17 protein-coding genes are annotated in these 12,267 nt (G+C 72.4%); 5 read left to right on the forward strand and 12 right to left on the reverse strand.

Annotation, left to right across the window (positions count from 1 at the left end):
* Positions 1 to 25 precede the first annotated feature (25 nt).
* The gene (locus tag IL992_RS03685; protein ID WP_319018313.1) at positions 26 to 478 is read left to right on the forward strand and encodes an ATP-binding protein; all 453 of its coding nucleotides are present in this window, start codon (positions 26 to 28) and stop codon (positions 476 to 478) included.
* An 11-nt stretch (positions 479 to 489) separates the two neighbouring features.
* Here IL992_RS03685 and IL992_RS03690 read toward each other — a convergent pair whose 3' ends face one another.
* The 4 genes from IL992_RS03690 to IL992_RS03705 form a co-directional block, all read right to left on the reverse strand.
* Entirely contained in the window at positions 490 to 849 is a 360-nt protein-coding gene (locus IL992_RS03690; protein ID WP_319018314.1) for a GNAT family N-acetyltransferase, read from the reverse strand.
* 172 nt (positions 850 to 1,021) lie between these two features.
* The gene (locus tag IL992_RS03695) at positions 1,022 to 1,684 is read right to left on the reverse strand and encodes a YidC/Oxa1 family membrane protein insertase (protein ID WP_193201897.1); all 663 of its coding nucleotides are present in this window, start codon (positions 1,682 to 1,684) and stop codon (positions 1,022 to 1,024) included.
* Between the two features lie 72 nt (positions 1,685 to 1,756).
* Entirely contained in the window at positions 1,757 to 2,038 is a 282-nt protein-coding gene (locus IL992_RS47485) for a DUF6412 domain-containing protein (protein WP_193201898.1), read from the reverse strand.
* Position 2,039: 1 nt separating this feature from the next.
* Positions 2,040 to 2,207 (reverse strand): hypothetical protein, encoded by a 168-nt coding sequence (locus IL992_RS03705; RefSeq protein ID WP_193201899.1) that lies wholly within the window; start codon positions 2,205 to 2,207, stop codon positions 2,040 to 2,042.
* 193 nt (positions 2,208 to 2,400) lie between these two features.
* On the opposite strand from IL992_RS03705, the gene IL992_RS03710 reads away from it, so the two are divergent.
* Both IL992_RS03710 and IL992_RS03715 read left to right on the forward strand, forming a co-directional pair.
* Positions 2,401 to 3,114: a response regulator transcription factor gene (locus tag IL992_RS03710; RefSeq protein ID WP_193201900.1), complete on the forward strand. Its 714-nt coding sequence runs from the start codon at positions 2,401 to 2,403 to the stop codon at positions 3,112 to 3,114.
* Positions 3,111 to 4,226 carry a sensor histidine kinase gene (locus IL992_RS03715; RefSeq protein ID WP_193201901.1) on the forward strand — a complete coding sequence of 372 codons (1,116 nt, stop codon included), beginning with the start codon at positions 3,111 to 3,113 and terminating at the stop codon, positions 4,224 to 4,226. The genes IL992_RS03710 and IL992_RS03715 overlap by 4 nt, the downstream gene beginning before the upstream one ends.
* 9 nt (positions 4,227 to 4,235) lie before the next feature.
* Here IL992_RS03715 and IL992_RS03720 read toward each other — a convergent pair whose 3' ends face one another.
* From IL992_RS03720 to IL992_RS03755, 8 genes are all read right to left on the reverse strand, one after another.
* Entirely contained in the window at positions 4,236 to 6,011 is a 1,776-nt protein-coding gene (locus IL992_RS03720) for an ABC transporter ATP-binding protein (protein WP_193201902.1), read from the reverse strand.
* Positions 6,008 to 6,535 (reverse strand): TlpA family protein disulfide reductase, encoded by a 528-nt coding sequence (locus IL992_RS03725; RefSeq protein ID WP_193201903.1) that lies wholly within the window; start codon positions 6,533 to 6,535, stop codon positions 6,008 to 6,010. Before IL992_RS03725 ends, IL992_RS03720 begins: the two co-directional genes overlap by 4 nt.
* A 27-nt stretch (positions 6,536 to 6,562) precedes the next feature.
* Positions 6,563 to 7,036, reverse strand: coding sequence for a S26 family signal peptidase (locus tag IL992_RS03730; protein WP_319018315.1), 474 nt, complete (start codon positions 7,034 to 7,036; stop codon positions 6,563 to 6,565).
* Positions 7,037 to 7,038: 2 nt separating this feature from the next.
* Positions 7,039 to 7,593, reverse strand: coding sequence for a MauE/DoxX family redox-associated membrane protein (locus IL992_RS03735; RefSeq protein WP_193201904.1), 555 nt, complete (start codon positions 7,591 to 7,593; stop codon positions 7,039 to 7,041).
* 191 nt (positions 7,594 to 7,784) lie between these two features.
* Positions 7,785 to 7,943, reverse strand: a complete 159-nt coding sequence (locus tag IL992_RS03740) for a hypothetical protein (RefSeq protein ID WP_193201905.1) — start codon at positions 7,941 to 7,943, stop codon at positions 7,785 to 7,787.
* A 282-nt stretch (positions 7,944 to 8,225) separates the two neighbouring features.
* Positions 8,226 to 9,764: a multicopper oxidase family protein gene (locus IL992_RS03745; RefSeq protein ID WP_193201906.1), complete on the reverse strand. Its 1,539-nt coding sequence runs from the start codon at positions 9,762 to 9,764 to the stop codon at positions 8,226 to 8,228.
* An 11-nt stretch (positions 9,765 to 9,775) separates the two neighbouring features.
* The gene (locus IL992_RS03750) at positions 9,776 to 10,246 is read right to left on the reverse strand and encodes a hypothetical protein (protein ID WP_193201907.1); all 471 of its coding nucleotides are present in this window, start codon (positions 10,244 to 10,246) and stop codon (positions 9,776 to 9,778) included.
* Between the two features lie 210 nt (positions 10,247 to 10,456).
* Positions 10,457 to 10,858 (reverse strand): hypothetical protein, encoded by a 402-nt coding sequence (locus IL992_RS03755; protein ID WP_226872301.1) that lies wholly within the window; start codon positions 10,856 to 10,858, stop codon positions 10,457 to 10,459.
* A 260-nt stretch (positions 10,859 to 11,118) separates the two neighbouring features.
* Between IL992_RS03755 and IL992_RS03760 the strand changes: the two genes are divergently transcribed.
* Together IL992_RS03760 and IL992_RS03765 are read left to right on the forward strand one after the other, a co-directional pair.
* Entirely contained in the window at positions 11,119 to 11,469 is a 351-nt protein-coding gene (locus tag IL992_RS03760; RefSeq protein ID WP_030511009.1) for an STAS domain-containing protein, read from the forward strand.
* 4 nt (positions 11,470 to 11,473) lie between these two features.
* Complete coding sequence (locus IL992_RS03765) at positions 11,474 to 12,220, forward strand: glycosyltransferase family 2 protein (protein WP_226872302.1); 747 nt, start codon at positions 11,474 to 11,476, stop codon at positions 12,218 to 12,220.
* Positions 12,221 to 12,267: the final 47 nt, after the last annotated feature.

Here is a 12,267-nt window from a genome sequence, read left to right on the forward strand (position 1 = left end):
CAGCAGAATCGGGGGTAACGGGGAGGTGAGTGCGTCGAGCGTCGTGATGCTGCCGTACGCACCGTCGAGCGTCGCCGTCGCACGTCAGCGCCTCAGCGCCGAACTTTCGAACGCGGGGCTGATGGCCTCCGCCGTCGACGACGTCGTGCTGATCATGAGCGAACTGCTGAGCAACGCGCTGCGCCACGCCCACCCTCTCCCGTCCGGCCAGCTCAAAGTGGCTTGGCTCTGCTCGGACACCCAGGTCGAGGTGGCCGTGAGCGACGGCGGCGCGTACACGGAACCCCGCGCGGGCCGTCCGACGCTGTCGTCCCTCGGCGGCCGTGGGCTCGGCATCGTCGAATACCTGGCCGAGCGTTGGGGGGTCAGGCACGAGGAGGAGGCGACCACCGTCTGGGCCGTCGTCTCCGCCTCATGGCCCACCCGAAACGGGCATCCCGAGCTGTCCGAAACCCCGGTGCTGCGCGAGGTCGGCTGACCACCCCGCCGCTACGCTCCGCCCCTGTCGCCGAAGGCGTGCTCCATGCAGACCAGGTCGTCCCGGGAGTCCCAGGACTCGGTGACGGCGAAGCCGAGCCGCTCGTAGAGGGCGATCGCCGTCGTCCGCCAGCGCCACACCGACAGCCGTACCGACCGCAGGCCGGTCGTGTGCGCCCGGGTGAGCGCGGCGCGGACGAGCGCGCCGGCCACGCCCCTGCCGCGCTCGCCCGGGTCGACCCACAGCCGTTTGATCTCCGCCCGCCCTTCGGCGGGCGCTGCGAGCACCACGCAGCCGATCGTGGCGTCCCCGCGACGCGCGACCAGCACGACGTCGTCCGCGAACGCCGTGCCCGGGTCCTCGACCTCCACCCGGTAGCGCTCGGGCAGACGCGCCGGGCCGGCCCGGGACGCCCTTCTCGGCCTCGGTCCGCAGGTGGTAGGCGGCCAGGAGCGCCCGCAGGTCGTCCCCGCCGGTGTCCCCGGCCGCCCAGGTCACGATCACGTGATCACGGGTCATGCCGTCAGCATTCCAGGCCCCCCGTCACGCCGTGCGCGGATAGAGGACGGCCCGCTCGGCCGTCGTCCAGGCGCTGCTCACGAGCAGGTAGACGCCCGCCGCGAGCGGGAGGAAGGCCGCCACGGCCACGGTCCAGAACGGCGTGAGGACCTGAAGGCGCCGCATCGGCGCCGTGGGCTCGACCCTGCGGGCGGCGATCACGGCCACGACGACGAGCAGCGCGAGCAGTGCGGCGAACACTCCGGCCGCCGGGCTGACCAGGCCCGCCCCGGCGACCGCGGCCGCGAGGTGCTCCCCCAGCGGCACGCCGAGCACGCTCTGCGCCAGCAGCAGGTTCGGGTGTCCCGCGATGACGGCGGCCGTGAACAGCCGGTAGGTCACCATGAAGAACGGCGACTGCGCGAACGCCGGGAGGTAGCCGGTGAACCGGCCGACGCCCTCCTTGGCGTACAACGCGTTCACCTCACGCAGAAGCCGCTGGGGGTCGTTCTTCCACCGCGTGCGCAGCCTGTCCACCTGGGGAGCGAGCCGCGTCCGGATCCGCTGGGCACGGGCGACGCGGACGCTCAGCGGCAGCAGCGACAGCCGTACGGCGAGGGTGACCAGGACGATCGCGAGCCCGCCGCCGGTGACGTGGCTGAGGGCGTCGATGAGCCGGTATGCGGGATCGAGCACGAAGTCGAACATGGGAAGCCTTTCGTCTGTGACCTTTGCCGGTGGATGAGGGCATGACGAAAGCGCTCGTGACCGGGTGGCCGGTCAGACGAGCGCGGGGCTTCCGGATGGTGCGCGGGGACGGGGACGGCCAGGCATGCCGGGATCGCGCAGCCTGACCATCGCCGTCTCACCGTTGTACGACAGCCTGCCCGGCCCCTGACGCAGAACAGGGACGCCGGTCAGCCGGCAGAGCATCCAGGCGAACACCAGGACGGCCACGCCGGCCAGGCCGGCCGCGGTCAGCGCGCCGGGGCCGGAAGACCCGGCGGCCAACTCGGCCAGCAGCCAGACGAGCGATCCGATGGCGGCCTGGAGAGCGTTCACGTCAGCGGGACAGCTTCCCGACGACGGTGACCGCGACGACGACGACGAGGGCGATGATCCCGATGATGAGCAGGAACTTCAGCGTCGCGAACAGGGCGGGGATCACGAATCCGAACACCAGCCACAGGGCCAGGAGGATCCCCAGAACGGTCAGTACGGTACGGGCCATGGCCCCAAGGTACGCGGTGGCACCGACAACCGCGAGCTTGATCCAAAATCGGTTCGCATACCCGCGATGCATGAGGTTTCACGTGAATCATCGCGTTCGGCGGCGGTTCGCCAACAAACTGCTCGCGCGGCCGGTTCTTACGAGACGGTGACGGGGCTCGGCCGGGCGGCCCGGCGGACTTACCGTTGAGGGCGTGCCGGCCTCGAAGACTCCCCCGAATCCCGCCCGTGTCCTCGTGGTGGACGACGACCCCACCGTCGCCGAGGTGGTGGCCCGCTACCTGGAGCGGGACGGGCACGAGGTCGAGTGCGTGGGCGACGGGGCCGAGGCGCTGCGGCGGGCCCTGGCCGACCCGCCCGACCTGATGGTGCTCGACCTGATGCTGCCCAAGCTCGACGGCCTGCAGGTCTGCCGGAAGCTGCGGGAGCGCTGGCCCGTGCCGGTGATCATGCTGACCGCCCTCGGCGAGGAGATGGACCGGGTGGTCGGCCTGGAGACCGGCGCCGACGACTACGTGACGAAGCCGTTCAGCCCGCGCGAGCTGGCCCTGCGCGTGCAGTCCGTGCTGCGGCGGGCCCGCGGCGCGCTGGTGCCGACGGGCACCGGTGTGCTGCGCGACGGCGACCTGGTGGTGGACGTCGGCGCCCACGAGGTGCACCTGGGCGGCAAGGAGATCACGCTGACCGCCCGGGAGTTCGACCTGCTCGTCTACCTGCTGCGCAATCCCCGCCAGGCGTTCAGCCGCACGGCCCTGCTCGACCAGGTCTGGGGCTGGTCGTTCGGCGACTCCTCCACCGTGACGGTCCACGTGCGCAGGCTGCGGGAGAAGATCGAGGACGACCCCACCGACCCGCGCAGGATCGTCACGGTCTGGGGCGTCGGCTACCGCTACGAGCCGCTGTCATGATCGTCCAGATCGTCGCGGTCGCCGCCGGGCTCGGTCTCGTCATCGCGGCCCTCGGCCTGGCGCTGCTACGGGTGCTGCGCCGCCGGTCGATCGGCGTGATGCTCGCGGTCGTCGCGGCCGTGACGGTCTCCGCGACGCTGGCCGGGGTGGTCGCCATCACCCTCGCCATGATCATCGATGGGCGGCCGAAGAACATCGTGCTAACCGTCGTCGGCATCGGCGGCCTGGTGGGCCTCGGCGTCGCGCTGGTGAACGCCCGCACGGTGGTGCGCGCCAGCAGGAGCCTCGTGGGCGCGCTGGAGAGCGTGCCGCCCTCCGGCCGGTTCACCCCGCCGCCCGCGCCGCTCCCGGCCGAACTGCAGACCATCAGCACCGCGCTGGAGCAGGCGTACGAGCGGCTGCGGCTGGGCCACGAGCGCGAGCGGGCACTGGAGAGCGCGCGGCGCGAACTGGTCGCGTGGGTCAGCCACGACCTGCGCACCCCCCTCGCGGGCATGCGGGCGATGGTGGAGGCCCTGGAGGACGGGGTGGCCGACGACCCCGAGACCGTCAAGCGCTACCACGTCCAGATCAGAGTGGAGGTCGACAGGCTCGCCGGGATGGTGGAGGACCTGTTCGAGCTGTCGCGCATCCACGCGGGCACGCTGCGGCCCACGCTCACCCGCACGGGGCTCGGCGACCTCGTCGCGGACACCCTCGCCGCCGTCGAGCCGCTGGCCCGCGCCGAGGGCGTGCACCTGACCGGCGAGGCGGACCCGCGGGTCCCGGTGCACGTGGACGCCGGGCAACTCGGCCGGGCCGTACGCAACCTGGTGGTGAACGCCATCCGCCACACGCCCGCCGGGGGCACGGTCGTCGTGCGGGCGTCGGCGGAAGAGACGACCGCCCGCCTGTCGGTACTGGACGGCTGCGGCGGAATCCCGGAGGAGGACCTTCCCCGGGTCTTCGACGTCGCGTTCCGCGGCGAGGCGGCGCGAACGCCCGGCCCCGACGGCGGCGCCGGGCTCGGCCTCGCCATCGCGCGGGGCATCGTGGAGGCCCACGACGGCGAGATCGGCGTGGTCAACGAGGGCCCAGGCTGCCTGTTCACGATCACGCTGCCGCTGGCGTGACAGCGCGCGTCAGCCGACCTGGTAGCCCTCCGCCTGGATCGCGAACAGGCTCGCGTACAGGCCGCCGAGGCGCAGCAGGCCGGCGTGCGAGCCGCGCTCGGCCACCCGCCCCTCGTCCAGGACCACGATCAGGTCGGCCTCCCGGATCGAGCCGAGACGATGCGAGATGAGCAGGTTGGTCCGCCCTGCCCGGTGCCGCCGCAGCCCGCTGTGGATCTCGTGTTCGGCCTCGGCGTCCAGGCCCGAGCTGGGCTCGTCCAGGATCAGCAGGTCACGTCCGCCCCTGAGGTAGGCGCGTGCCAGCGCGAGACGCTGCCACTGACCGCCGGACAGGTGGACGCCCGCCTCGCCGCCGTCGAGGAAGATCCGCGACAGCAGCGTGTCGTAGCCGCGGGGCAGCGCGCCGATGAAGCCGTCGGCCCCCGCCCGGCCGGCCGCTTCGGTGATCCGCTCCCGATCCCCCATCGCGTCGAGATCGCCGAGGCCGATGTTCTCCGCCGCGCTCATGTCGTAGGTCATGTAGTCCTGGAACACCGAGCCGATCCGCCGCCGCAGCTGTGCGGGATCGACATCCCTGATGTCGACGCCGTCCCAGAGGATCGCACCCCGCTCCGGGTCGTACATCCGGCACAGCAGCTTGACCACCGTGCTCTTGCCCGCGCCGTTGCGGCCGACGAGGCCGACCGAGTGTCCGTACGGGATGGTGAACGAGACACCGCGCAGTGCCCACTCGTGCTCGGCCGAGTATCGGAACCAGACGTCGCGGAACTCGATCCCCCGCCGCAGCCCGGGCACCGGCCCGGACCGCACCGGGAGGTCCGGCGGGGCCGCCAGCACCGACAGATAGTGACCGAAGAGCAGGGCCTGCTGGTGCAGCCTCGCGACCTCCCCGACGAGGCCGACGATCGCCCCTTGGACTCCGGCGACGGCGGCGACGAACAGCGCGATGTCCCCGACGGTCCGGCCCCCGCCGAGTGTCTCCAGCAGGGTCCAGAGCAGGCCCGCTCCCGCCAGCAGGGCGCTCGTGCCGCTCATGACACTCTGGACGGCGAGCTCCCGGCGGTCCGTGCGGCGGCGCTCGGCGTTGGCCGTCACGCGTTGCTCGCGCATCAGACCGCGAAGGTGGCCCGCGAGGCCGAACAGCCGGATCTCCTTGGCCGCCTGGACGCCCAGGAGGAGGTCCTGGAAGAAGATCTCACGGCGCTCGTTCGGGCCTATCACGAGCAGCATCGCGGCGCGGCGCCGGGACAGCCAGACCTCGGACGCGAGGCCCGGCACAGCGGTGGCCGCCACCAGGACGGCCATCCACGGGCTGATCAGGGCGAGCGCGCCGAGGAAGCTCACGCCCGCCAGCACCGACCTGACGGTCCCGAAGACGGCCGTGACCACCATGCCGGGCGTGGCGCCGCCGTACTGCAGGGCGAGTCTTAGCCTGTCGAGGAAGGCGGGTTCCTCGAACCTGGCCAGCCCGACGAACCGCTCGGTGGCGAGGAACAGGCGGTCCTGCGCGATGACGCCGACCCTCCTGCCGATTTCCTCCTTCAGGTACAGGGAGGCCTGGGGGACGACGGCCGCCGCGATCCCGCAGGCGGCCAGGGCCGCGCCCAGCCAGGCGATCGACGCAGGGGTCGCCGTCCCGTGGGCGACCAGGTCGAGCACGACCTTGGTCAGCCAGGCGACGGCCGGTGGGATCACCGCGCCGGCGACGGTCAGCGCGCCGTAGGCGGTCAGTCGCGCCCGGCCCGACTCCCAGGCCAGCCGGACGGCCGCCCAGACCGCTCTCACGCGCCCAGGCCCTCCATGCTGGTGCCGCTCGCGAGGATCGTGCGGGAGGCGGCGACGAGCGCGAAGGCGGGGAACCCGGACACCGACAGCGCCCTCGTGAGGCCGCCGCCGGAGCTTTCGATCACCACACGGGCGACGGGTTCGAGCGCGGCCCGCTCCGCCGCGACGTCCTCCTCTCGACCGGCCAGTACGGCGAGGACCGACGACCTCCCGCCCGCGTGGTTCTTGGCCGCGTCGACGAACGACGGCAGGCGCTCGGCGCAGGCGGGGCAGCCCGGTGAGAACACGCCGACGAGCGTGGGCGTCTCGGAGAAGGTGTCGTCGGAGACGGTCTCCCCGTCCGTGGTCACGGCGGTGAACGGCCCGACGACCGACCCGGCAGGGGCCATGACCGCCGGCCCGCGCCGCAACGCGGCCAACGCCTCCGAGTGCTCACGGAGCCTTCTGATGATGCCCACGGACAGGACGAGGTCCACGGCGCACAGGACACCGACGACCGCGACGAAGGCGATGAGGAACGGCATGAGATCTCCCTGCTCGGGCCGTGGTTTTCATCGGTTTTCCGGCGGCAACCGCCGCAGGACCACACCCAGGACCCGGTCGGCGGGCACGAAGCCGCGCTGGCGCGAGTCCAGGCTGGATCCGGGATTGTCGCCCAGGACGACCAGATGGCCGGACGGCACCCGGTCGGCGTTCCGGAGTGCGGGCGCGTCCGCGACCGGTGCGGGCACCGGATCGTCCCCGACCGCCGCCACCCGCTTGATGTGCCACTTTCGTTCCGGCCCCGGCTGGTGATTCCGGGGCCGCGGCGCCTCGATCACGACGACCTCGCCCACCCGTACGCGCCGCGCCGGGATGCGCCGCACCAGGACGCGATCGCCGGTGCGGAAGCTCGGCCGCATGCTGTCGCCGGAGACCGCGACCACGACGAACCGCCGGCGCAGCCAGGCGACCACGGCCAGGCCGGAGAGCGCCACGGCCACGACAGGAAGGAGGACCAGCCGCCTCCGGACCGGGTGGGGCACCGCTACCTGCTCTCCCGGGTGAGCCCGAACAGGTCGGCGATCTCTCCCGTCAGCACGACCAGGACCGTGACCAGGAGCGCGGCCATGGCCGCGACCGCCGCTCCCGCGAGTTCGGCCGGCCCGCGTACGGGGACGAGGACCGTCAAAGCCAGGCCGGTGAGGGCGATCAGCCCGAGGAGGGCGTTCCTGGCGAGGTCGGCGGGCCCGACCGGCAGTCTCCGGCCGCCGAAACAGTGGCAGGGGACCGCGAGCCCCCTGCGGATCGCGGCGTGGATGACGAAGGAGAACGCCGCCAGCGCGGCCAGCGCCACCGCGAACCCGGCGGACGCCGCGGCCGGGACGGTCATCAGCACGACGACGGCTCCCTCCGCGGTGGCGACCACGGTCGCGAGCGCGTGGCGCCGCTCCGCTCGCACGGCCCCCATACGGGCGGGAAGCAGCCGTGCCGTGGCGTCGGCGAACCGCAGCCAGGACTCCCGCCCGCGCAGCTTCGACGCGAGTGAGATCAGGAACGTCAGCCCGATGGCCATCCGGCAGGCGAGGAGCAGGTAGTTCATGGATTCCCCCTTCGGCTTGGGACTCCGTCGCGCACCGCACGTGATCGCCGAGAGGTGACCGGCGGCAGGGACCCGGCGGGAGCCGTCGGCTCCAGGGGGATGCCGTGACGCCCTGCGGCACGTCCCCCGGGGCCGCACCGGCAGGCACCGCGTGCGGACGTCGTCCGCACGCGGCCCGCCGCGGCAGGGTCTCAGCAGGTGCCGACCTGGCCGCAGTAGTAGCCGTAGTTGCCGCCGTAGCAGCACCACTTCTGCTGCATGCACCAGCACGGCACCGCTGCCGACGCCTCGGTCCTCGGCACCAGACGGGCGAGCAGACGGTCGCCCCAGGACTGGAACGTGCGAACCATGGAGACTCCTCCCTTCGCGGGCTGATCACTCGACCAGCCGTCATCACGTTCTCATCGGGGCGACGGAGATCAACCGACGAGACGTCGCGATGCGGTCCGGTGGCCCTCGCAGTCAGGGGTCCCGGCGCGGTGACATGCGAGGTCGCCGCCCGGACCGGAACCCGATCCGGCGCGGGTGACATCGCCTGTCATGAAAGGTTCAGGCCGGGAGCCGGAGCGTTCCAGGGTCAAGACACCAGGTGTGGTGTGGGCCGCCTTCGCGAGGTCCTCGCCTTGGAGAGGTCATTCCGGCTCGTTCCCGGCCGTCCCGCCCACGGTGAAGGGCGTGGTGACTCCCTCGTACATGAGGTGGGCGACGAGCCCCTCCGTGGCGTGCGGCAGGTTGTGGCAGTGGTCCATCCAGATGCCCGGGTTGTCGGCGACGAAGGCGATGTCGTACGACTCGCCGGTGCCGACCTCGAGCGAGTCCACCCACCACGGGCTGCCCGTCGCCCGCACGCCGTCTCGGCTCAGCACCACGGCGTGATGGCCGTGCAGGTGCATCGGGTGCGGCTCGCCGCTGTCGTTGACGATGCGCACCCGCACCACGTCGCCCTCGGCGACGACGAACATCGGCACGTCGGGGAACATGTGGCCGTTGATCGTCCACCAGACCCCGGGACGTCCGTCCAGGAAGCCCGGGCGGCGCCCGATCTCGTAGTCGAACCGCCGGTCGGGCCGGTCCGGATCGAACCCGAGTGACGCCGGAGTGCCGTAGGAGAGCAGGTCCAGTGTGGCCGCGGGCCGGGGAACGGCGGGCGCGTCGTACGACCGCGAGCCGAGCACGACGCCGGCCGGGCCGCCGATGTGGACCCGCACCGGCGAGCCGTCCTCGGGCATGGTCACCTCGATGTCGGCGCGGCCTCCCGCCGTGACCGTCACGGCGGTGTCCCGTACGGGAGCGGGCTCGTGCAGGTCGGTGCCGTCGACGGCGGCGAGCCGGAACGGGGCGCCGCCGACCCAGACGGGCGTCTGGCCGTTCTCCGTGTTGATCACCCGTACGCGCACCCGTTCGCCGGGACGCGCCTCGGCGCGGACGTCTCCCTCCCGCCCGTTGATCGTGCGGGCCCCGTCGTAGAGGTGCAGCAGCGCCACGACGTCGGCCGTGCCTGCCGGCGGTCGCGCCGCCGGGGTCACCACCAGGGCGCCCAGCAGGCCACGGCGCACCTGCTCGTGGGACACCTGGTGGGAGTGATACCAGAAGGTGCCGGCCTGGCCGGCGACGAAGCGGTAGGTGAACGACCGGCCCACGCCGACCGCGTCCTGGGTGACGCCGGCGACCCCGTCCGCGGCGTTGGGCACGTCGACGCCGTGCCAGTGCAGCGTGATGCCGTCCGGCACCGACTCGTTGACGAGGCGGACCTCCACCAACTGCCCGACGGTCACGTGGATGACCGGGCCGGGCGAGGCGCCGTTCAGCGTGTATCCGTCAACCGAGCGGCCGGTGGGCAGCCGGAACCGCTGCTTGCGCGCGACCAGGGTGATCGCGACGTCGGCCGGGCGGTCCGGGTCGGCCGTCAACGACGTCAGGCTCCGCGCCGACGCCGTGTGCTCGGAGTGCCCGCTGTGCTCGAGGTGCCCGCTGTGTTCGGAGTGTTCGGAGGTGCCGGCCACGCGTGTGAGAGCGCCGCCGTAGTCCGCGTACCCCATGTCCATGACGGAGTACGCACCGGGCATGAGACTGTCCTGCCACATCCAGGCCAGCGGGCCGAGCAGGGCGATGGTCGCGGCGCCCGCCAGAGCGAGGCGGAGGCGGGCGCCGCGACGGCGAGTCCTGTTCATGCGAGATGTCGTCAGGCGACGGTCTCGACACGGGCGTGCGACTGGGCGGGCGCGCTCACCACGGCGCCGCGGCCGCGACGCGCGGCGTGGACGGCAGCGCTGAACAGCAGCAGCGCGTTCAGGCCGTGCAGGGCGCCCAGGGCGGGGATCTGGTGGCCGAGGAGGCCCAGGGAGACCTGGACCGCGACGAGCAGGACCACGAGGGCCGCCCCCTTGACCGCTCCGGGGATCTTCGCGAAGAACGAGGAGACGAGGAGGAGCAGCGCGATCGAGGGGATGACCATCATCCCGTTCACGCCGTGGACCACGAAGGCGAAGAACTCGGGGAAGTCGATCCCCCCGCTCTCCGCGCTCGCCTTGTCGATCACGCCGCCCTGCTCGACGTACTTGAACAGCCCGGCGTCGCCGAGAACGACCATCATCGCCTGCACGGCGACCTCGGCCGCGACGAGGGAGGCCAGGACCTTGTAGACCAGTTTCATGACGCTCTTCCCATCCGGACCGGCAAGCCCTTCGACGTCCGGGCCCCGCGGTCCTCTCCTGTGCCGGCCGGCGCCCGTTTCCGCACGCCGGCCCTTACACAAGGGAAGTTAGGAACGCCTCCATGGCGAACACTTAATGCCGACTTCGGCACCTCTTGGCGTCGCAGAACCCCGCACGGAAGCGCAGCTCAGCGCGGCGCCGGGGGTCAGTCACAGCTCGCCCTGGTGCTCCAGCTGGCCGCGCCAGGAGGGGACGTCCGGGGCGGCATCCCGCTGACGCGGGGTGAACGCCTCCGCCATGACCCGGAACGTGGGGCACGGCCAGCGCCACATGCAGCTCCGGCACCGCAGGATCGGGTTGGCCGGGTCGCTCGAGATGCCGCCCGCGTCCCTGGGCTGGTGCAGATCGAGCAGCCGGATGCCGAGCTCGGAGAAGCTCAGCAGTTCCTCGCGCGCCTCGGCGAGGAAATCGAGGTCCTCGGCCGCCAGCCGGGCGCTGACCGGGACGTACCCCTCGCGGTTGACCAGGCCGCGCAGCGGCTCGGCCGCGTCGCGCCACGACGAGGCCTTCTCGGTGCGCACCTGGATGGTCTCCAGATGCTCGCGCAGCACGCGCCGTTGTGGATCCTCGGGTATCTCACTGTTCATCTGCTCTCGGGCCCGCTGTGCTCGGCGCCCGCCCTCCTTTGCGAAGTGACGACCAAGACGCGGAGGTTCCGGGCCCTCCATCCGGCGACGCCGGTGTCGCATAGCGTCAAGCTTCGCGCACTCCCCGTTTACATGGGGCCGGAATCGGGGACAAAGCGCGGACGACTCTTCGATGAATCCGATGGAGCGTGACCCGGGGCCGGGACGACGCTAGTGTGCGCCTCGTGGAGCTCAAAGTCGCGACGCAATCCCACGCCGGTCAGGCCGTCATGGCCGTCTTCGGCGAAATCGACCTATATACCGCGCCCCGGCTGCAGGCGGAGTTCACCCGTCTGCTGGAGACCGGGCCGGACCGGGTGGTCATCGATATGTCCGGAGTGGAGTTCTGCGACTCCACGGGCATGAACGTGCTGCTGTCGGCGCTCAAGCGGCTGCGCGAGCGGGGCGGCACGCTGGAGGTGGCGGCGCCGAGACCGGCGGTACGCAAGATTCTCCAGGTCACCGGCCTGGACTCGGTGTTCACCGTGCACGACACGGTGCCCGCCGACCTGCTCACGGCCGAGCATCAGGGCTAGGCGCATGGGGGAGATGGCAGTGCCCGAGCCGGACACCGCGGTGGTGATCCCGGCGAAGGACGAGGCCGACCGGATCGGCGCCACCGTGACCGCCGCCCTGAAGCTGCCCGGCGTGGATCTCGTGGTCGTGGTCGACGACGGCTCGTCCGACGAGACCGGCCGGGTGGCCAGGGCGGCGGGTGCCCGGGTCGTACGGCACAGCCGCAACCGGGGCAAGGCGGCGGCGATGGAGAGCGGCGCCGAGGCCGTGCGCCTCCTCGACGAGGACCATCCCCGGCACCTGCTGTTCCTCGACGCCGACCTGGGCGAGACGGCGGCGGCCGCCCTCCCGCTGATCGCGCCGGTACGTGCGGGCGAGGCCGACCTGGCCATCGCGAAGTTCGCGACCAGGGTCAAGCTCGGCGGGCACGGCATCGTCGTACGGCTGGCCCGCGACGGTATCAAGCGGCTCACCGGCTGGGAGGCGACCCAGCCGCTCAACGGGCAGCGGTGCCTCACCCGGGCCGCGTTCGAGGCGGCCCGGCCGCTCGCGCACGGCTTCGGCGTCGAGACCGGCATGACCGTCGACCTGCTCAGGAAGGGCTTCCGGGTGACCGAGGTCGAGGTCGAGATGTCGCACCGGGCGACCGGCACCGACTGGCGCTCCCAGTTGCACAGGGCCAAGCAGCTCCGCGACGTCGGCCTGGCCCTCGCCGCCCGCGAGCCCGCCGTGGACCAGGCGCGCGCCGCCCTCCGCCCACCGCGCCGCTGAGCCGCGCTGTCGAGCCGGGCCACCTGGTGGCTTCGCCCACGTCGGCG

Source organism: Microbispora sitophila, from assembly GCF_014892245.1.
GTDB lineage: Bacteria > Actinomycetota > Actinomycetes > Streptosporangiales > Streptosporangiaceae > Microbispora > Microbispora siamensis.